At 32.3% G+C, this 21,143-nt stretch carries 20 protein-coding genes; 8 read left to right on the top strand and 12 right to left on the bottom strand.

The genetic code is table 11. From position 1 onward, the window contains the following. The first annotated feature begins 59 nt into the window (after positions 1-59). Positions 60-998: a sulfate/molybdate ABC transporter ATP-binding protein gene (locus AB671_RS03775; RefSeq protein WP_066678058.1), complete on the top strand. Its 939-nt coding sequence runs from the start codon at positions 60-62 to the stop codon at positions 996-998. A 269-nt stretch (positions 999-1,267) separates the two neighbouring features. Here the strand turns inward: AB671_RS03775 and AB671_RS03770 are convergent, their stop codons facing one another. Then, complete coding sequence (locus AB671_RS03770) at positions 1,268-1,600, bottom strand: zinc ribbon domain-containing protein YjdM (RefSeq protein ID WP_066678057.1); 333 nt, start codon at positions 1,598-1,600, stop codon at positions 1,268-1,270. 194 nt (positions 1,601-1,794) lie between these two features. Between AB671_RS03770 and AB671_RS03765 the strand changes: the two genes are divergently transcribed. Continuing rightward, positions 1,795-3,000, top strand: a complete 1,206-nt coding sequence (locus AB671_RS03765; RefSeq protein ID WP_066678056.1) for an RsmB/NOP family class I SAM-dependent RNA methyltransferase — start codon at positions 1,795-1,797, stop codon at positions 2,998-3,000. A 27-nt stretch (positions 3,001-3,027) separates the two neighbouring features. Here AB671_RS03765 and AB671_RS03760 read toward each other — a convergent pair whose 3' ends face one another. Next, positions 3,028-3,984 (bottom strand): hypothetical protein, encoded by a 957-nt coding sequence (locus AB671_RS03760; RefSeq protein WP_066678052.1) that lies wholly within the window; start codon positions 3,982-3,984, stop codon positions 3,028-3,030. A gap of 118 nt (positions 3,985-4,102) precedes the next feature. On the opposite strand from AB671_RS03760, the gene AB671_RS03755 reads away from it, so the two are divergent. The 4 genes from AB671_RS03755 to AB671_RS03740 all read left to right on the top strand — a co-directional run bounded on the left by AB671_RS03755 (position 4,103) and on the right by AB671_RS03740 (position 9,663). Further along, entirely contained in the window at positions 4,103-5,767 is a 1,665-nt protein-coding gene (locus AB671_RS03755; protein WP_066678050.1) for a GLPGLI family protein, read from the top strand. Between the two features lie 318 nt (positions 5,768-6,085). Next, positions 6,086-7,753: an asparagine synthase B gene (asnB, locus tag AB671_RS03750; RefSeq protein ID WP_066679670.1), complete on the top strand. Its 1,668-nt coding sequence runs from the start codon at positions 6,086-6,088 to the stop codon at positions 7,751-7,753. Positions 7,754-7,897: 144 nt separating this feature from the next. Further along, entirely contained in the window at positions 7,898-8,713 is an 816-nt protein-coding gene (locus AB671_RS03745) for a hypothetical protein (protein ID WP_066679671.1), read from the top strand. Between the two features lie 86 nt (positions 8,714-8,799). Continuing rightward, complete coding sequence (locus AB671_RS03740; RefSeq protein ID WP_082987224.1) at positions 8,800-9,663, top strand: GLPGLI family protein; 864 nt, start codon at positions 8,800-8,802, stop codon at positions 9,661-9,663. Here the strand turns inward: AB671_RS03740 and AB671_RS03735 are convergent. Together AB671_RS03735 and AB671_RS22905 are read right to left on the bottom strand one after the other, a co-directional pair. Continuing rightward, positions 9,657-10,052 (bottom strand): hypothetical protein, encoded by a 396-nt coding sequence (locus AB671_RS03735; protein WP_066679672.1) that lies wholly within the window; start codon positions 10,050-10,052, stop codon positions 9,657-9,659. The genes AB671_RS03740 and AB671_RS03735 overlap by 7 nt on opposite strands. Next, complete coding sequence (locus AB671_RS22905) at positions 10,052-10,186, bottom strand: hypothetical protein (protein ID WP_262484069.1); 135 nt, start codon at positions 10,184-10,186, stop codon at positions 10,052-10,054. Before AB671_RS22905 ends, AB671_RS03735 begins: the two co-directional genes overlap by 1 nt. A gap of 89 nt (positions 10,187-10,275) precedes the next feature. Here AB671_RS22905 and AB671_RS03730 point away from each other — a divergent pair, with 89 nt between their 5' ends. Both AB671_RS03730 and tyrS read left to right on the top strand, forming a co-directional pair. Then, positions 10,276-10,899, top strand: a complete 624-nt coding sequence (locus AB671_RS03730; protein WP_066679673.1) for a TetR/AcrR family transcriptional regulator — start codon at positions 10,276-10,278, stop codon at positions 10,897-10,899. A 198-nt stretch (positions 10,900-11,097) separates the two neighbouring features. Beyond that, positions 11,098-12,297: a tyrosine--tRNA ligase gene (tyrS, locus tag AB671_RS03725; protein WP_066679674.1), complete on the top strand. Its 1,200-nt coding sequence runs from the start codon at positions 11,098-11,100 to the stop codon at positions 12,295-12,297. Positions 12,298-12,410: 113 nt separating this feature from the next. Here tyrS and AB671_RS03720 read toward each other — a convergent pair whose 3' ends face one another. The 8 genes from AB671_RS03720 to panD form a co-directional block, all read right to left on the bottom strand. After that, positions 12,411-13,925 carry a helix-hairpin-helix domain-containing protein gene (locus tag AB671_RS03720; RefSeq protein WP_066679675.1) on the bottom strand — a complete coding sequence of 505 codons (1,515 nt, stop codon included), beginning with the start codon at positions 13,923-13,925 and terminating at the stop codon, positions 12,411-12,413. A gap of 297 nt (positions 13,926-14,222) precedes the next feature. Beyond that, a complete protein-coding gene (locus tag AB671_RS03715) occupies positions 14,223-15,581 on the bottom strand; it encodes a PP2C family serine/threonine-protein phosphatase (RefSeq protein WP_066679676.1) in 1,359 nt (452 codons plus the stop codon). Beyond that, entirely contained in the window at positions 15,582-16,625 is a 1,044-nt protein-coding gene (locus AB671_RS03710; RefSeq protein WP_066679677.1) for a TerY-C metal binding domain-containing protein, read from the bottom strand. A gap of 112 nt (positions 16,626-16,737) precedes the next feature. Then, a complete protein-coding gene (locus AB671_RS03705) occupies positions 16,738-17,376 on the bottom strand; it encodes a vWA domain-containing protein (protein WP_066679678.1) in 639 nt (212 codons plus the stop codon). 92 nt (positions 17,377-17,468) lie between these two features. After that, positions 17,469-18,134: a TerD family protein gene (locus AB671_RS03700; RefSeq protein WP_066679679.1), complete on the bottom strand. Its 666-nt coding sequence runs from the start codon at positions 18,132-18,134 to the stop codon at positions 17,469-17,471. 157 nt (positions 18,135-18,291) lie between these two features. Then, positions 18,292-18,867: a TerD family protein gene (locus AB671_RS03695; protein ID WP_066679680.1), complete on the bottom strand. Its 576-nt coding sequence runs from the start codon at positions 18,865-18,867 to the stop codon at positions 18,292-18,294. A gap of 389 nt (positions 18,868-19,256) precedes the next feature. Continuing rightward, positions 19,257-20,270, bottom strand: a complete 1,014-nt coding sequence (locus AB671_RS03690) for a lysylphosphatidylglycerol synthase transmembrane domain-containing protein (protein ID WP_066679681.1) — start codon at positions 20,268-20,270, stop codon at positions 19,257-19,259. A gap of 3 nt (positions 20,271-20,273) precedes the next feature. Next, positions 20,274-20,624: an aspartate 1-decarboxylase gene (gene panD / locus AB671_RS03685; protein WP_066679682.1), complete on the bottom strand. Its 351-nt coding sequence runs from the start codon at positions 20,622-20,624 to the stop codon at positions 20,274-20,276. Positions 20,625-21,143: the final 519 nt, after the last annotated feature.

The raw sequence follows: 21,143 nt of genomic DNA, 5'->3' as shown, positions 1-21,143 counted from the left end.
TGCATGGCAAAATTACTAAAAATATGCCAGTCTTCTTGAAAAACCCTTATTTTTGCAGTATGCTATTAGAGATAAACAACTTGTACTTTTCTCATTCTCAGGAAAAAACGCTTTTTCAAAACTTCAATCTAAAATTGGATGAAGGTAAAATTATCGCCTTGGCAGGTGAAAGCGGTTGCGGAAAATCTACGTTACTAAGTCTTATCTACGGATTACACGACTGGAACCAGGGTGAAATTTTATTTGAAGGCAGAAAACTCATGGGTCCGAAAGGAAATCTCGTTCCCGGAGAAGCTGAAATGAAATTTGTAGCACAAAATTTTGATTTGATGCCTTATGCAACCGTTGCAGATAATGTTGGGAAATTTATCTCTAACATCAATTTAGTCAAGAAAAAAGAAAAGGTCTTAGAACTTTTAGACGTTGTTGGTTTGGTTGAATTTGCAGATGTTTTGCCCAAAAATTTAAGCGGCGGACAACAACAAAGAGTTGCCATTGCAAGAGCGCTTTCGGTACTTCCAAAGTTGCTTTTACTCGATGAACCGTTCAGCAATCTTGATTTTGCAAGAAAAATTGAACTTCGTGAAAAACTGTTCAGATATGTAAAAGAAAACAACATTTCTTTGGTCATTTCTACTCACGAATTGCAGGATATTATTGCATGGACAGACCAAATTATCGTTTTACAAAACGGAAGACTGATTCAAAATAATAGTGCTGAAGAAACCTATAAAAATCCTTATAATCCTTATGTAGCAAAACTTTTTGGAGAAGTAAATATTTTCAGTGAGAATGAAATTTCAGACTTATCGATTTCCAGATTTTTTTATTATCCGCATCAAATCAAAATCTCAGAAAATGGTTTTGAAGCTGAAGTTTTAGAAAGCAGATTTGCCGGAAACCATTATTGGAATAAAATCAAATTTAGAAACAGAGAAATGGTGATGTTTAGTACTCATCAGCTTGAAAATTCAGTTCAGATTACTTTTGAGGACTAATGTTAAGAAAACATTAAGCACCTTAATGTTAGTATGTTGATAATTTTCAACGAATTAACAATTTTCATCCTACTTATTTCGATATCTTTGTAATACAACAACATAGGGAAATTTTTGGTTAATTCTCTTTCTGCCTTCCAGACCTAAATTAGCATTCTGCAATCCGGTCTTTGAAAGAGTACTCTGTCCAATTCTTTCCTTTTTTTTATTGATTTTTGGCAATTAGTTTTAAAAACAATTCTAATTACCAAAAATCAACATTGCTTATATTAAGCCTTCTTTACAAATTCAGATTTCAAAGCCATTGCACCAAAACCATCAATTTTACAATCAATATTATGATCACTGTTTGGTCTTAGACGGATATTTTTTACTTTAGTTCCTGCTTTTACAGGCTTCGGAGCTCCTTTTACCGGAAGATCTTTCATTACAATGACAGAATCTCCATTTTGAAGTTCATTTCCATTGATGTCTAAAATTTGATCTTCATTTCCGGCTTCTTTAGGATCCCATTCGTGGAAGCATTGTGAACAAACCATTAAATTATCTTGTTCATAAGTAAATTCAGAACTACATTTCGGACAAATAACTACATCGCTCATTTTTATTAATTTTTGCAAAGGTAGTATTTTGAGTTAGAAGTTAGAAGTTAGAAGTTAGAAGTTAGGCAAAAGTAAAGATCAATTGGTCTAAATTTAATTTTCTTTAAACTCATAATTTATAACTCATAACTACAAATCATTAACTCTCAACTTAAATTCGTATTTTTGCAGATTCAAACAGCTTATAGCAATTTATGGAATTAATTCACAGAAACCTGGCAATCGGAATTCACGATGCTTTACAGGAAACATTTTTCGAAAAAAACAAATACGCCGATAAAGTAATAGAAAGGCTTTTGAAATCCCACAGACAATGGGGAAGCCAAGATAGAGCCGTTGTTTCTGAGATCTTCTATAATATCATCCGTTGGAAAAAACGTCTTGAATATTATATGGGTGAAGGAGTAAAACCTACCAACATCTATAAACTAATCATCGCATATCTTCTTTGGAGCAAAACCAATTACAAAAGATTTGAAGAATTTGAAGGCATCAAAATCGCCGACATTACGACAAAACTGAGAAAAGGTACCGTTCCTACCAAAGCGATTGAGCATTCTATTCCGGAATGGCTTGTTGAAACTCTGGAAAGAGAATTAGGAGAAAAGTGGGAAAAAGAAATGCATGCCTTGAATGAAAAAGCACCAACTGTTTTAAGAGCAAACTCTTTGAGAACAACTCCAAGAGAGCTTATTTCTGACCTTGCACACGAAAATGTAGTTGCTTATCCTATCAAAAATTATCCTGATGCGGTACAGCTTGAGGAAAAGAAAAACGTATTTCTTACCACCGCTTTCAAAGAAGGTTTGTTTGAAGTACAAGATGCCTCTTCACAAAAAATAGGCTATTTTCTTGATGTAAAAGAAGGACAAAGAGTGGTTGACGCTTGTGCAGGTGCCGGTGGAAAAACACTTCACATAGCTGCTTTAATGAAAAACAAAGGTCAGATTATCGCATTAGATATTTTTGAATGGAAATTAGCTGAGCTAAAACGTCGTGCAAAAAGAGCTGGAGCTCACAATATCGAAACAAGAGTGATTTCTGACACAAAAGTAATCAAACGTCTTCACGATAAAGTAGACAGACTTTTGATCGATGCACCATGTTCTGGTTTAGGAGTTCTAAAAAGAAACCCTGATAGTAAATGGAAAATCGACCAAGCTTTTATCGACAGAATTAAGACAGAGCAACAGCAAATCATGCAGGATTACTCTAAAATGCTGAAAGTGGGTGGAAAAATGGTGTATGCAACATGCTCTATTTTACCTTCTGAAAATAATAAGCAAGTAGAAGAGTTTATCAAAAACAATCCTAACTATAAAATGATCAAAGACGAAAAAGTAATGCCTAGCGAAGGCTACGACGGATTTTACATGGCTTTGATTGAAAGACTTTCTTAAAAGATCTACACAATAAACTATACTAAACTACTCTATTTTTTGGAGTAGTTTTTTGTTGATTTTATAAACATAAAAGCCATCGTTATTAAACGGAATTAATAATATTTTGTTTGATATTTTATCTTTATTTAATCTAAAGGGATAAAAATCACTGAAATTTTCATCCAATTTTTGTGAAGATGTATTTTCTTCTCTTCCATCAAAATAAGTAAATGTATTTGTATCATTAAAAATTAGAATGCAGCTAGAATCAAATGAATCAAGATAATACTTAAAATCTGAAACTTTATAACTTACATATTCGTTTTTATAAACATTATCTTCTTTTAAATATTTTATGCTTTTTGCAAATACAAATTCATTGTTCTTCCATAAAATTTCGGTTCGTAATCCTCCATTATCCAATAATAATATTTTTGATTGAGCTATTTCACTAATCAAATCTGAATTTTTCTTAAGAATTTTTTGGATGAAATCATCAGAATTAGCAAGAATGGCGACTTTATATTCATCTCTATAGCTATAATTATAATCTACAGTAGTTAAAAACTTATTAATCTTTTTTCTGTTAAGAATAGTATATTCCACTAATTTTAAAACATCAATTACATCAATATTTTTATCAATAATTCTCACAGCTAAACCCCTGTTATTGCTTTTCATGATTACTCCTTCATTTAGTCCAAGAACTTTATAATTGGAATTATCACTTTCTAAAATAATCAACTTCTTATCATTATAACTTCTTTCATATTCAATCATTAAAGTATCCTTAAGATTCAGTCTCTTCGCAAGAATTTCAGAAAGTTTTCCAATAACATGGATTTTCATTTCTTGGGACTCTATTGTTTTATCTCCGAAATTGAATCCTGATCTGAAAAAAGTTTTCACATTCCCAAATCGTTCCATTTTAAATTTTGGTTTGTGGGCAGTATAATAATTAGAAAAAATTAAAAAGATCAATAAAGAAAAAATAGACTTCATGTTTTTAGTTTAAACGGTAAACGAAATTCTAAAATTAATATTTTACATCTAAACCATTACAAAGAGATTTGACAAATCATCATGTATAAATTATCTTTGTAAAAACCATCAATACATTATGTTTAAATCTATTTTAGCAAGTTTTTTTATTTTCTTATCTGTTTTAAGTTTTTCTCAGACGTATGAAATTCAATATGAAAGTTCGTACAACGGAAAAGCGCAGCCCAATCAGAACCAGACAATTGTTTGGATCAATGAGAATGAAAACTTTATTTTAAATACAAAAATCAAAGAGCTGAAAAGCGACTACCCTTTTGAGATTAGCAAAATTGAAAAACCTTCGAACACGATTGTTTCTTATGCATTTTTAAAACCAAATGAAGCTATTTCAACTTCAGATAAAGAATCGATCGCTAAACAGGAATTTGAATTAACAACTCAAACTAAAAAGATCTTAGGTTACAATTGCAAAAAAGCAGTTACAAAGATCAACTCAAACACTATTGAAGTTTGGTATACCAATGATCTGAAAATAAAAGGCGGGCCATCAAGTTTAGGACAAAATTTAGGTCTCGTTTTACAGGTTGAAAGAAACGGAAATTCAGCGACGACAGCAGTTTCTTTAAAGAAAATTAAGACAACAGAGATTGATAAAATTATCACTAAAACCATTCCTACAACAGATATATTGAGCTACAAAGATTTAGTTTGGAAAAGCAAATTTACGACATTGAATATTTTTGAAAATGAAATTATTAATTTCTCAGACCAATCAAAATCTGATGAAAAAATAAAAAGATTTGCCAATGGAACTATTATTTTAAAAAAGATAAAGTTTCCAAAAATTGCTCAGGGTAATAATGTTTTTGTGGAATTAAAGCAACAGTCCAATGGTGATGCTTATGACAGAACAGGAACCGTTTTTTTTATTCCTGAAGAAAAATCACAGACATTTTTTGATGGTTTAGAAAAAGGGGCAAAAACACTTCCCGTTTACGAAAATGGTAACGGAAAACAATATTACGGAGTCGCTTCCAATCAAAATTATCAACCGACGGTAGAATTGATGCGGTTTTTCACTGCTTTCGGAATTAATAAGTTTAATCATATTGAATTAAAGGATAAAACTTGGCAAACTATAAGTCCTTTTCGTCAGGATATTACCGAATTAAAACCTTCCCTTTCTGAAAAAGAACTTTGGATCGGAACGTTTATTGGAAATTACGATAAAGGTGGTCACAAAGTAAGTTTAGACATTACCATTCACAATAGCGAACAAATCGTTAATAAAAATAATAAGGTCATTCCGCTTTTCAATACGACCAACATTATGGAAATGGCAGGGCAGGATTATGCAACGATGTTTAATAACGATAAAGGACTTTTCGTAGAGTTTAATTTAGAAAAAGACCTTAAAAATGCTCAGTTAAGATATATTACAACCGGACATGGAGGTTGGGAAAATGGAGACGAATTCATCCCAAAAGCCAATTCAATTTATATAGATGGAAAATTAAACTTCTCTTTTACACCTTGGAGAACAGAATGCGGATCTTATCGATTATTTAATCCGGCATCAGGAAATTTTGCAGACGGACTTTCATCTTCAGATTTGAGCCGATCAAACTGGTGCCCCGGAACAGTAACCAATCCAAACTTTATTTCTTTAGGTGATTTAAAAGCTGGAAAACATACAATTCAGGTAAAAATTCCGCAGGGAGAACCGGAAGGAACGAGCTTCAGTGCATGGAATATTTCTGGTGTTTTATTAGGAAATGAGTAAAAACAAAACCTCCTTGCAATATTATTACAAGGAGGTAAAAACACAAATGATGAAAAAAAATTATTTCGAGCTACAAAGGTGAGAAAAATATTTGAATTACAAATAATAAATTAAAAAATATTTCTTACAATTATTGTTTCTTTTTGAAACATAGATGTTTTTCTATTGTGAAAAAAATTCTCATTACTACTTTTTTTTCATCGTTTCAATTAATATTTTAAATCAATAAAATAATTTTAATTAAAAATATTAATTATTTGTAAATTTTTATTGCAATTTTTAAACCATACATTTAGCTTTGTATCAAATAAATATAACATGTGTGGAATCGTTTGCCTATTTGACGCAAAGCAGTCAACCGAAATATTAAGACCTCAGGTTCTTGAAATGTCTAAAAAAATCCGTCATCGCGGTCCCGATTGGAGTGGGGTTTTTCAAAGTGAAAAAGTTGTTTTTTCGCATGAAAGATTAGCGATAGTAGACCCAGCTTCAGGAAAGCAGCCGTTGTTTTCAAAAGACGGAAAAATTGTACTTGCCGTAAACGGTGAGATCTACAATCACAGAGAATTAAAACAAGAATTTCCTGATTATGAATTTCAAACTGAATCAGACTGCGAAGTCATTCTTGCTCTTTACCAGAAATATGGAAAAGATTTTATTGAAAAACTCAACGGTATTTTTGCTTTTGCATTATACGACATTGAAAAAAACATTTATCTCATCGCAAGAGATCACATGGGAATTTGCCCACTTTATCAAGGCTGGGACAGAGAAGGAAATTATTATGTTGCCTCAGAGCTGAAAGCTTTGGAAGGAATATGTAAAAAAATTGACACTTTTTTGCCTGGACATTATCTATATAATATTGACGGACATGAGCTTCAGCAATGGTACAAAAGAGACTGGGAAAACTTTGATGCTGTAAAAGATAACGTTACAGATATCCAGGCAATCAGAAAAGGGTTGGAAGATGCCGTTCACAGACAATTGATGAGTGACGTTCCTTATGGAGTACTGCTTTCAGGAGGTTTAGATTCTTCAATTATTTCTGCCGTTACTGCAAAATTCGCAAGACAGAGAATAGAAAGTGGCGATACTCAGGAAGCTTGGTATCCGAGACTGCACAGTTTTGCCGTTGGATTAGTTGGTTCTCCCGATTTGGCAGCCGCAAAAAAAGCTGCGGAGCATATCGGTTCTATTCATCATGAAGTAAACTTCACCGTTCAGGAAGGTCTTGATGCAATCCGTGATGTGATTTACCATTTGGAAACGTATGATGTGACAACAGTCAGAGCTTCTACTCCGATGTACCTTTTGGCAAGAGTCATTAAATCGATGGGAATTAAAATGGTGCTTTCAGGGGAAGGTGCAGACGAATTATTTGGCGGATATTTATATTTCCATAAAGCTCCAAACGCAAAAGAATTTCATGATGAAACGGTTAGAAAGCTTAATAAACTTCACTTATACGACTGTTTAAGAGCCAACAAAGCATTGATGAGTTGGGGAATTGAAGGAAGAGTTCCGTTTTTAGATAAAGAATTTATGGATATCGCGATGAATGTAAATCCGGAAGATAAAATGATTCGAAAAGAAGAAGGAAAAATTGAAAAATGGGTTTTACGAAAAGCATTTGAAGATCTTTTACCAGAATCTATTGCATGGAGACAGAAAGAACAGTTCTCAGACGGCGTCGGCTACTCATGGATTGACACTTTAAAAGATATTGCCGAGAAATATGTTTCAGACGAGATGATGGCGAATGCAAAATTTAAATTTCCTTTAAACACACCGCAAAATAAGGAAGAATATCGTTACCGAACTATTTTTGAGGAGCATTTCCCTAGTGAAACGGCCGCTGCAACGGTACCTTCCGTACCTTCTGTAGCATGCTCTACTCCTATCGCATTAGAATGGGATGAAGCATTTAAAAAGATGAACGACCCAAGTGGAAGAGCTGTGAAAGTACACGAAACTTCTTATTAAAATCAACAATATTTATCAATCCTGTATTCGTACAGGATTTTTTATTCAATAAAATCAATAATATTCTGATAATTTAACTAACAATTAAACTTATTATCTAATAAATAATTATATTTGGAAAATAAAAATAATCTCTGTTGTAAAATGAAAAGAAACATTACTATTTTTTTTGCTTTACTGTGTACAAGCTTAGCTTTCGGACAAGGTAAATACGGAAAAGTTCTCAATTCTAAAAAACTAGCTCTTTCTTATAAAACTGTAAAACCTGTTGATAAAGACGATTATTATCAGCAATATTATTGGTTGGTAAAAGCTGAACAGCTTAAAACTTATCCTCACCTTGCAGATATTAAGCCAGTTGTTTTGTATAACTTCGTAAAAAAAGTAAATCCACAAAACCCTACCAAGAAATTGGATGAAAGAGGAAAAGAGCTTAGACATACTGCAGAATTATCATTGGATCAGTATTTCAAAAACAAAAATTTCCAAAATAATCAAGTATTACTCTTGAACCTTGAAACGTATGTAGATCCTTCTCAAGGAGAATATTTCACAAAAGTAGATGCTGAAAAAATCAAACAGTTGGTCCCTAAAGAATTCTTCGGATTTACTTCTTTAAACAAGAAAACACAGGAAGAAACCAACTATTACCTTTGGGTTGATAAGAAAAATGATAAATTTAACATCGTTGACATTATCCCTAACGAAAAAGAAAATGCTAAATTTTACGCTTCTGTAAAGCAATATCTTCCGAAGTATAAATTTGAGAAGAAATATATGCCAACGGTAAAAAAAGGAAGCAAAGCTGACAAAACAGACAAAGATTTCTTCTACATTATGCCTTTTGAGCAAAATAAAGATAACATCGAATACAAAACTGAGGATTTTAAAACATTCATTCTAAGCCAGGTAAAAAGAGAAGGTGAAGCATGGATTGGAGTAGAAAAGCCAAGAAAATAAAAAAGTTAATCTTTTAATAAAAAGCCCCGAAATAATATTTTTCGGGGCTTTTTATTTATATTAGCAACAACAAAACTCACTAAAATATGAAAATTAAATATTACTTTCTCTCTATATTTTTATTTGGAATTTTCTCTGCACAATCCTACAAAGCTGTTTATGCCTTTAAATGGAAACCTCAGAAAAACGCAACTGAATATTTGCATGAAGATTTTGCATTGCTGATTAATGAAAACAAAACATCAGAATTCTTATCTTACATTAAATTTAAAAGTGATTCTGCCAAAACCACAGTTGTCAATAATTTAAAAAAAGCAGGGCAAGGAAGTATGTCTTTTGATTTTAAATATGGTGAATCTAAATTTAATGAGGTAATTTCTAAAAATTACACCAACAAAGAAATTCAATTTGAAAAACAACTTCACGACAAACTTTTTGTTGTGAAAAACAATTGTAAAATAAACTGGAAAATAGATGCTGAGAAAGATAAATTCTTAGGATATTCCGTTCAAAAAGCAACCACAGAATTCGGTGGCAGGAAATGGACTGCATGGTTTTCTACAGATATTCCTATTCAGGATGGACCTTATAAATTTTCCGGGTTAGCCGGGTTAATTTTAAAGATGAATGATTCGGAAAATGAATTTATATATGAAATGAGATCAATCACCAAAGAAGCCAATGACATTTCAGAACGAAATTTCGGAGTTTTCAATACCATTAAGCTTAATTCTAGTAAATTTCATAAAATTTGGGAAGAATACAAAAAGCAACCATCTTCTATTTTCAACTATCAAACATCTTCAGATAACGATGCTTGGATGGCAAGCTACACCATTGGCGGTGGAGACCCGAATGATAAAAAATACCGTGACAATTATGATAAAAAGACCAAGGAGTTTTTAAAAAACGTTGAAAATCCAATTGAACTGAAAAATGATTGTCAGTGATCTGTAATTCTATTCAAGATATAATTATTTTTAAAACCCGAAGATCTCATTATATATTTCTCTATTAAATAACAAGAAACTCCACCTAAGAAATACGCTAAAACATCAAAAATATCACTTGTAAATCTTGAAGAGATCATTGGGCAAATTAACTCGAATAACAAAGAAATGTAGATAAATGAGCTTAAATAAAACTGAAGGTCTGGTTTCCAATCGTGATTTAAAACATCATTCATTATATATTTGATAACGTAACTGTACAGCGGGATTGTAATAAAATCTGTCAAATGATCATTGATTATGGGAATTATAATATTATTTTTTCGCAGAATATAAATTCCCAGCCAAATAGCCAATCCTCCCAATAAAAAGTAAGGTATTTTCATCATTACATATGAAATATTGCCATAATAAAACCTAGAATGATCTGTAAAACCTTCACAATAATATTTTGTGCTTTTGCAGACATTTCAGAATTTCGATCTGGAGTATTTTCGTAATCAAAACTTTTTTTATTTTCCATTTTAAAAAATTTCTAATGCAAAGATATATAAAATTAGAACAATTGTTCTAATTTAGCTGAAACTTAATTTCCTATTTTATATTTGATTAATGAACACTAAAGATAAAATTTTGCAGACCGCTTTAAAGCTTTTCAACGAAAAAGGCTATAACAACGTCACAACACGAGATATTGCAGCGGAAATGAAAATCAGTGCCGGAAATCTGCATTATCATTTTAAACATTCAGAAGATTTAATTATCCATTTTTTTACTAATCTAAAATTAGACATGGATCATTTATTGGAAAACTTAAAAAATATTCCAAAAAAAGATCTTTCAGACCTTTATAATTATACTCAGTCATCTTGTGAAATTTTATATACTTACCGATTTATTTTCATGAATTTTGTTGATATTTTAAGAAAAATTCCTGCTATAGAATCGCAATATGCTCAATTGAATATCATAAGAATAGAAGAGTTTCAATCTATTTTCAAAGATTTTCAGGAAGACAGAATTTTCAAAGAAAACATTCCAAATTTCATTTTAGAATCGATGATAACACAGATTTTTATCATCGTAGATAACTGGATCACCTTCAACAGTCTTACTTTAAAATTAAATAAAGAAGAATCGATAAAGCACTACTCTATTATTTTTTTAAACTTGTTTTATCCTTTTCTCACCGAAGAGCAACAACATCTGTATGAACTCAATTACATTAAAAGTTAAATTAAAACTTCTTATCTTTGCAAAACAATGAAACACTTAAACCGCATTTTACGTTTACCGTTTTTCAGTACTTATTATTACCCGTTCTATCGTTCGGGAAGTTTTTCTATATCTAATATTCAATAAAATTTAAATTAAAAATATTGAGAGAGCCCGAACAAATCTGTTCGGGCTTTTTTATGCTTAAAATTCAACAAAATGATACACATGTTAAAAGAAAATGTAGAAATTATTCTACCAGAAAATGGTTTGGAACAAAAATTAAAACAAGCTAAAGAAGAAAACAGAAAACTCATCATCAAACTAGGTTTTGATCCCACTGCCCCTGATCTGCATTTGGGACATGCTGTTGTTTTGAAAAAACTAAAACAGTTTCAGGATCTTGGACATCAGATCATCATCATTGTCGGAAGTTTTACGGCAAGAATCGGTGATCCTACCGGAAAAAACAAAGCAAGAAAACCTTTAAGCGCTGAAGAAGTTCAGCATAATGCAGAAACATATATCAATCAGCTTTCAAAAGTAATTGATGTAGAAAAAACGAAAATTGTATTTAATTCTGATTGGTTAGATTCTCTGAATTTTTCAGAAATCATTCAGTTGATGTCAAAAGTTACGGTGGCCCAACTGATGCGCAGAAATGATTTCAACAAAAGATTTGCAGAAAACTCGCCGATTGCGATGCATGAATTGGTGTACCCAATTTTACAGGGATTTGATTCCGTAAAAATAGAATGTGATATTGAAATGGGCGGAACCGACCAGCTTTTCAACTGCACGATGGGAAGACAATTACAGGAAACTCATCAAATATCACCACAAATTGTGATGTGCATGCCTTTATTAAAAGGACTCGACGGAAAAGAAAAAATGAGTAAATCTTTGAATAATATCATCGGCTTAACAGACGAACCCAACGAAATGTTTGGAAAAACAATGTCGATTCCTGATGCTATAATCAATGAATTTATTGATTTGACCACAGATCTTTCAAATGAAGAAAAGCAAAATTTAAAATTGAGAATCTCTGATGGTGAAAACCCGATGAAGATAAAGAAAATCATTGCGAAAAATATTATTTCTCAATACCATAATGAAGAATCGGCTGAACTTGCTGAACAGTTTTTTAGTAATCAGTTTCAGAATAAGAATTTTGAGGAGAAAGTATTTGAACCGATTTTTATTGAATCTTTATTTCCAAATCAATCAAAAATCAATTTGATTGAGCTTTGTCATCAATTGAAAAACAACGAAAGTAAATCATTTATCAGAAGATTAATTGAAAGTGGTGGAATTCAAATTAACAATGTAAAAATCCAAAATCCAAATACAGAAATTGAGCTTTTAAAAGAGACGAAAATTAAAATTGGGAAAAGAGATTTTTTTGAATTGGTGTAAATCATATCAATACTATTGACTTATTTAAACTAAAAATACTTTTTAGGAGTAAGTATAGTGTTTGGCTAAAGCCGATGAGTTTTACGATTAGAAAAGCGGGCTAAAGCCCGCTCCTATTGATTATTCGCCATCGTCACATAAATAATTCTTCCGCCTTCTTCATTGGATAGCAATATTTTTTTACCTTCAGACAATTCAACCATTGAATTGGGCGGAATCTCTTTTTGCTCGGTTAAATCTTTCATAGAAGTCAAAGTTTGATTCACTAAAACCCATTTATCCTGATAAAAAGTAAAATATCCAACCGGTTTTTTATCTTCGAAAGTCAGACTTTCATTGCGGATCACTTTTCTCGAAACATGCCATTTAAATAAATACTGATTATGATAAACCATTAATCGGTGGTTTTCGGGCTTCCAAACCTCATCATCATATTTAAAATACAGATCGAGGACAGGCAAACTTCCTTTGTGTGAAGTTCCACAGAACGGACATCTTGGAGTTTGGGTATTATCAAAAACATACCATTTCTCGTTACATTCAGGATTATGACAAGGTTGAATTAGATCTACTGTTTTCAGTAAAGCCGTTTCCCATTCATTTGCCAAAGGTCTTTTTATTGGATCATGAAGCCCGTCAATAAAAGCTTTTTTAAACAATTCAGACAAATAAGGCCCCGTAACAGTGTATGGAATTTTGGTAGGGTCTCCCCAAAATGTGTCCCATTTTTTCAAATATTCTGTTCGTACTTTATTGGAAGAATCAGTTGGATGTTCTACAAAAAGAGCTTTTTCACCCATTGAAAATATTTCATCTTTTTCAGAATCCAGATCCCAAATCTTTCCACCCCTTAAAGGATGGCGACGAAGAAGATACATATAAATAAGAACTGCCAAAGCATGAAGATCGGTCTTCTGATTCGGAAGCTGTCTTCCTGTGTCATGCAAATGCAAATGTTTTGTTTTTAAAACTTCCGGAGCAATAAAATCTGCAGTTCCGATGACTTCGGGGGGAAAGAGTTTTGGAACTACCAAACCGTCAATATCAATGATACAGGCAGATCTCGTCACCGGATCTACCAAAATATTATTATAAGAAAGATCTGAATGCGCCAAACCCATCTGATGCAGTTTTTTTATTCCGCGGGTGATATTCATAGCGATTTGAAAGTAACTTAGCCAATCGCCCAGCTCAGATTTATCTAAACGAAGCGGATAATGCTGGTTTCTAAACATCGGAGCCGTAAACCACTTCCCTACTTTATCGCCACCTGCAATATTATCTGAACCAAAATATCCTTTCGCAAAAAAGAATTTCTGACTGTAAATAGGAACCACAATTCCCGTCAGATTATTTTTCTGAACAATATCATATGGCCATCTAAAAACCTCATTCAGATAATATTCTGAAGCATTTCCGTTTTGAATATTAGGCAAATAGGTAGAAACAATTCTTTTGATTCTTTCTTTTTGTTCGTTCTCAAGTGGATTTCTGTAAAAAGCCACCACATATTTTCTGTCTGGTGAAAAATAAACATCTTTGACCCCGCCTTTTACAGGATTTTCATCTACATATTCATACGATTTTGCAATGTCTAAAATTGAGGAAACGGTGGTTGTTTTTTTCATGAGAGTTGATAGATAATAGAATATATTTTATTGAAAGCCGGCGATATTTAATAACTAAATTTTCAACAGTTTGTTTGTCATTCTGAAAGAATCTTCGCTCTAAAAAAAAACAGTTTAGATTCCTGCGGAATGACAAACAAACTATTAAATTTTAAAAATATGATAGGAACAGATATTCAAAAAGTTTTAGTTTTAGTTTTAGTTTTAGTTTTAGTTTTAGTTTTAATATAATTATTTTCAACGTTTTTTAAAAGAATAAAAATACATAAGTATTTCTAAATCGCCATTATATTTTTTTTAATAAATCACCGCCAAAGTTCTGTCATCATGATTTCCTTTACTCCAGAAATCCATCCAAGAAAGTAATTGTTCATCGATTGTTTTGTCATTTTCAAAATCAACTTTCGCATCATCTTCATTTTGACCATTTAAATCTTCAAAAAACACTTTCCAGCTTTCGATGTCTTCCAGTTTATTTTCTGTGATAAATTTCGGGTCGTAAATTCCGTCGGTCATTAAAACCAATTTAGAAAACTCTTTAGTATGAGTAATTTTAAAACGTGAAGAAATAGTATCATCAAAAATTTCATTCATCGTGATAAAACGGGTTCCGCCACCAAATTCACCAACATCCATTGTATTTAACAATTGTACTTCAGAAAAACCTTCATTGATCAGATTAATCGGACAATCACCAACACCAAAACTTAAAATTATATATCCAAAATCGAACTTTTTAACCAAGGCAAAAATTAAGGTGGAATGTAAATCTTTTAAAGTCACTTCATACTCATCTGCCTTTTCCTTCAAAGTTTTAAAAGTATCAGAAACGCCTTGATAAAGAAGTTTTATAATATTTTGTTTAGATTCTGGCTGTTCGTTCTCTCCATTAAAAATTTTATTTAACTCAAGATCAAGTTCAGCTAAAGTTTCTTTATTGTTAAAAAATTCATTGATCGATTGAGTTGCTAATTCAGAACCATATCTCGCCAATTGAGCAGAACCAGCTCCATCGGAAACAGAAATAATATTCCAGGAATCAGGTAATTCATTTACCGCAAAATCATCATCTCTAAATTTCGCTTCATGTGCATGAGAACGGCCTCTTTGCGAAGCCACCACAATTTTTTTATCTGAAAAACTTCCTTTAAACATGGCTTCATCCGCTTTATGAAAAGGCGCTTCTTTATCCGAAGGAATGTTTTTCCACAAATCTTTTGGATCGGCATTAACGAAAAGCTGTGCTTTTTTGAATTCTGAATTTTCTTCATCCTGAATGTGAAAAAACTCAATCTTCAAGTCGTAAGCATCACTTTCAAAAGGAATTCCTTTGATGGTATTTTCTTCAAAATTTAAACCCGCTAAATCCAATCCTGAAATATTTTTAATTCTGATATTCGGAAATTGCTCCATCGGAAAAATAAATTCGTATTTCTTCTTGGAATGTGCATTGGTAATCGGAAAAAATGCATCAGCAAATTCTTCTCTTTCTTTATAAATCATTGCTTCGTGCATAATTTTATTCTGAGCTTCGATAATAAGCTTTAGATTATTCTGAATTTCCGTCTGAGTTAACAGTTTTGAAACTACTTTATCCAATATTTTATGATCATGAATATCATGATTTTTCAAAATCTGCCTTATTGTATTTTCCATTTAGCCCAAAGTTCGATTGATGTCAAAACCTTCGCTGCTGAATCCGTAATGATCACCGGTTCCACACCAAGGACATTCGTTGTAGCCTTCACCTTTTAAACAATGAATTCCACCACACGAACAGGTCGCCAAAGCGATCGGATTGGCACAATGCGGACAAGAAGGAGCGCCATGAAGCTCTTCCACAGAAATTTTCTGGCTGCTTTTCTGCGCCGAAGAAAGTCGGTAATACGAAGCATCGTCTATTCTGTACGTTCCTTCCAATCGGTAATATCGGGTTTGCATTCCTGCAATACCAGAGTCGGTAAATGCCTTTTTATATTTAATTAAATATGATCTTTTTGAGTCTGAACATTTTCCGTTCAACACTACAAAATTATTATCTGGAAATCTTTGTTGAGCTTCCGGATCAACTTTTTCTAAAATACTATGATCGATCTTAGATAAATTAATTCCTTCTTTATTAGCTTCTGTCACACTCTGACTTGTCGTTTTAATAGAGTCAGTCACCCATTTGAAAAACTCTTTGTAGGAGTTTTCTGAATTGTTATTAAACAACAAAACATTATCTGAAAGTGAGCCTAATAATTTATGATTAGTATTATCACCAATGGATATTGCGATCGTATTTGATTTTCCGTGATAGTTTTTATTCCATTTTTCGATGGCAATTTGCGCATCATCAGTGGGAACCCCATCTGTGAAAAGGAAAACAAGAGGTTTCCAGTCGCCTTTTCGGTCGTAAGTGGTTTTTAGTATATCCTTGTCGATACAATCCATTACTTTGAAGAGACCTTTTGCCAAAGAAGTCCCACTTCCAACTGGGATTTTCGGAGGATAGAATGAAATAATATCCTGCAACGGTGTAATCACTTCTGCTTCACCTGCAAAACCGACAACGGAGATCCAGACCGTTTCTAATGAATACGGATCTTTTTTCAGTTCTCTTACAATGGTTGAAATACCTTCCTGCACCTGATCAATCGGTTCACCAATCATCGATTCTGAAATATCTACTAAGAAATAAATGGGAAGTCTTCTCATAATTTTTTATTGCGTTTTATTCGGATAGAATTAATCTCTCGCAGATTATTTTGATTAAGCAGATTTAAAAATAATAATAATAATCTGCAAAATTTGCTCAATTTGCGAGAAATTAAATAATAATATTTAGTTCTGAAGGTGGCGGTGGAAGACTGATGCTTTCGCCTGTTCCTTGAGATTTTCCGCCCATTGTGATGGATGAACTTACCCATTTGAAAAATGAAGATAAGGTTGCAGCATCGGTCGTATCGAGTTTCACAACGTTATCGGTCAATTCTTTCAGGAAGCTTTCATCAGCTTTTGGTCCTGCAGCACAACCTACAATCACTCCAAAATCCATATTTTTGATTACAGGAATCATCTGTCTGTATTTTTGGATATCTGAAGGTTTTCCGTCGGTGAAAATAAAAAGAAGCGGTTTCCAGTCGCCTTTTACTTCTGTTGAACCTTTAATTAGATCCACCTGAAGCAATGCTGAAACCAATTCCAAAGCGGCTCCTGTATGAGTAGGGCCACTATCCGGACAGGTAATTTCCATTGGGTGAAAACTTGCCAAATCGACCATCGGAATAATATTTTTCACATCTCGGTCAAAAGTAGTTACACTTAAATATAGCGTATCCATCGCTTGAGGGTCTGAGCGGAGCATAGAAATTAAGCCGTTGAAGCCATTGTTCAGCGCCTGAATGGGTTCGCCATTCATAGAGCCGGAGGTATCCAGCAGAAAATACGCCAATAATCTTCTGTTCATTATGGGAAACTTTAAAAATTTCACCAATACCGATCTTCAACAAAAGAAAATCAATATTGATGAAATTTATTTATTATTGTTTTATACTTTTATTAGTAAGAATAGTTTTTAAGGATATCTACAAAACTGTCTGAATGATTGGGCTCACCTAAGGCACGAAATTTCCAGTCACCATTGTGTCTGTATGCTTCTGCGAATACCATAGAACATTTTCCATTCATACTTGCATCGCCTGAAAGACTGTATTTTGTAATTTCTTTTCCTCTTGCATCTACGGCACGGATAAATGCATTATCAATCATCCCGAAATGCTGGTTATTTTTTCTTCCCTGATAGATCGTCACCACAAAAATAATTTTTTGATAACGTTCGTCAAGTTGGTCTAATTTTACAATGATCTGCTCATCATCACCATCTCCGGCTCCGGTTCTGTTATCTCCGGTTAACCAAATATGCCCGCTTGGATGCTGCATCGAATTGAAATAAATAACATCTCCCTGATAAAGCCCCATTTGTCTTCCGTCGTTGGTCTGAACCGTTCTTCCTAAGTTGGCAACTTTTCCGTTTCCATCTAAAAGAAATGCAACTGCATCTAAGTCGTACTCTGGTTCTTTACTGAACATTTTCCCGAAAAAACCTCCTTGTTTACGAACATCCCATCCTAAACCAATGGTTACCTGAGACAGATCATAAACACTTTCTCCACGGTCGTTTTTTCTTAAATCAATCGTTTGACCTTTCTGTAAATTAATTGCCATTTTTAATATCTTTTTTGTGTTGTTTGAATTTTATTTTATTTATTTTAAAGCAAAGTTTCCAAAGATTTTTTTCTCTACTAACTGTTTTTAAGTCCGCAAAGGCGTTTTACTCAGCAAAGACCAAAAGTCTTTGATTACGCTATTAAATTATGTTTTTTTATTTGATGATTTGACCTTTATAGTATTTCTCTAAAAAGAAACCAAGATCTGCTCTGTAACCAATCCCTGAAGCTTCAAATTTCCAGCTTCCGTTTCTTTTGTAAAGACGACCGAATTCTACCCCTGTTTCGATAGAGAAATCTTCATCAAGCTCATATTTTGCAATTTCCTGATTATTGCTGTTATCCACTATTCTGATGTAAGAGTTTCTCACCATTCCGAAGTTTTGTTTTTTTCTTTCAAAATCCTCAATGGTTACTACGAACAGAATTTCTTCCACTCTTGGATCTACTTTTTCAAGATCGATAATAATTGCCTCGTCATCGTCTCCGTCACTGCTTTTTCCGTCGGGATCATCACCAGTATGTTGCAAAGCTCCGTCTGGAGAATTTAAGTTATTATAAAAAACAAAATACTCGTCACCAACAAGTTTTCTGTCGGAATCAATCATAATTGCCGAAGCATCTAAATCGAAAGTCTGACTTGTTCCTTCACTAGGATCCCATCCCAAACCGATTGTCATTTTTGTAAGTCCTAATTCTATTTTTTGACCTTTCTGTAAATTAATTGCCATAATCTATAAATATAATTTTTCCCTTAAGATAGATTTGATTTTTGAATTAACCAAATTAATGATAAAAAGTCATACAGTTTTAAAGTTTTTTTAATATTTGAAAAAAAAAATTAAGATTCTGTTTAAATTTTTATTAAATGTTTTTCTATTGCCTTTGTCTTAATTTTCTAAATTAAAATAAACTTTGTTTATTCTTATTTTAACATTAAGGTATTTAGTTATTTAAGCAGTAAATGATTAAGAAATCAACACGTTGATTTTATATTAAGTTTTTTAAGACAATGATCTTAATTTCTTAATGTTAAAAATAAATATCAAATTTAAACAGCCTCTAAGCAAAAAAAATCCTGCTTCAAATGAAACAGGATTTATATATTTTAAAATTAAATTTATTCTTCTATTATATTATTACGTGCTTTTGCCAACATCGGAATGGAAATTAATCCCATCACCAACATCACAAAAATCTGTAACGGAAGCGAGATAAATGAATACGTCAATCCCATTTCACCACCAAACTCAGCACTTTTGCCCATCGCAAGGAATAGTGCCATAAAACCGTACTTCATTGCCAAATTAAAAGCTCCAATTCCACCACTTGCCGGAATAATCATTCCCAAAGTTCCTACAACAATGATGAAAAAGCCGTCAGCAAAAGTAAAATCTGAAGTTTCGGGTAATGCAAAACACACAAGATAAGCTGCAAAATAATAAGAAACCCAGATTCCTAATGTATATATAATGAACTTTCCCTTTTCTTTCAGTTTGAAAATCGAGGTAAGACCTTGAATAATCCCATCAATAAAACCAATAATTTTGCCCAGAACAGGAACATTCACAAATTTATTTTTGAAAACAAAAAATAAAACTCCTGTAACAGCCAATCCTCCAACAACCAGAAATATTTTATTTGGATTAATATTTATCCCTGAATTTTTATAAAAAGCTAAAATTGCTTCATACTTAAAGATTAAAGTCAATCCTAAAAATCCCAACATACAAATCAAATCAACCACTCTTTCCAGAATAATGGTACCAAAAGATTTATCTACAGGAACTTTTTCAACTCCATATAAAGCCGTTGCTCTTGCCACTTCTCCACTTCTGGGAATGGTTAAATTCATTAAATAACCGAAAGACAAAGACCAAAGTGCATTTGAGCTTGAGATTTTATGACCCATGGGCTCTAATAATAAATTCCAGCGAATAGCCCTGAACCAATACGCTAAAAGTGCAAATACGGCAGCAAAAGCTACCCAAATATAATTGGCTTTCGCTAAAGATTTCTGAATGACTTTAAAATCTAATCCTCTCAATGCTAACCACAAAAAAAAGCCTGCAAAAGCAAGCGAAATTACTATGGTTAAAAATGATTTTAAAGTTTTGTTAGATTTCTTCTCCATATTTTAGGTAAGAAGATTGGTTTTTTCGTCCGGGAAAACAATTTTTGGCTGAAACTCTTGTGCTTCTTCCGGTGTCATCTGTGCATAAGCAATGATAATAATAATATCATCACGTTGTACTTTTCTTGCAGCAGGCCCATTTAAGCAAACTTCTCCTGACTTTCTTTTCCCTTTGATCACGTAGGTATCAAAACGCTCTCCGTTGTTGACATTGACGATGTAAACCCTTTCTCCCACTACCAAACCGGCAGCTTCAATAAGGTCTTCGTCAATGGTAATACTTCCAATATAATTAAGGTCTGAAGCCGTAACTCTTACCCTGTGAATTTTAGATTTGAATACTTCTATTAACATGGTGCAAATTTATTAATAATTTTAAGAGCTTGTTTAAAATTTTAATTAAATATTTATTTTGGTTTGCAACTTTACTTTGAGTTTAATTATTAATTTAAGCTGATAAATATTCAAACATGAGGCAAAAAATATCTCAAAAGATGAATTCAATTTAGATGAATTCTAAAAAATCAATTTAAAATGAAATTACAACTCTCATCAATTGAGGTAATTAATTTTATCTAAACTAAAATAACAATAATTATTTTACAAACTTAATAAGCATATCTTCAAAAAAATAAATACTTGATATTAAATTAGGAAATTAATAAATCAAAGAATAAAACCGTAGAATTACGGAAAGTCAATAAACATAAGCAGTTGGCATGATTTTAGTACCTCGAAACGTAGATTTTTCGTAAAAACCAAAATTATCAAATTTTAATTAATTTTAACAAATTGTAAAAAAAATCAATAAGTTTTTACAAAAAATTTGCACAATTTGAAAATTGTTTTAAATTTGCTTCTATAACTAACTAA

This window comes from Chryseobacterium sp. BGARF1 (genome assembly GCF_001677955.1).
Taxonomy (GTDB): domain Bacteria; phylum Bacteroidota; class Bacteroidia; order Flavobacteriales; family Weeksellaceae; genus Chryseobacterium.
Note: the sequence above shows the minus strand (reverse complement) of the source record. Positions and strands in the feature narration are given on the sequence as shown.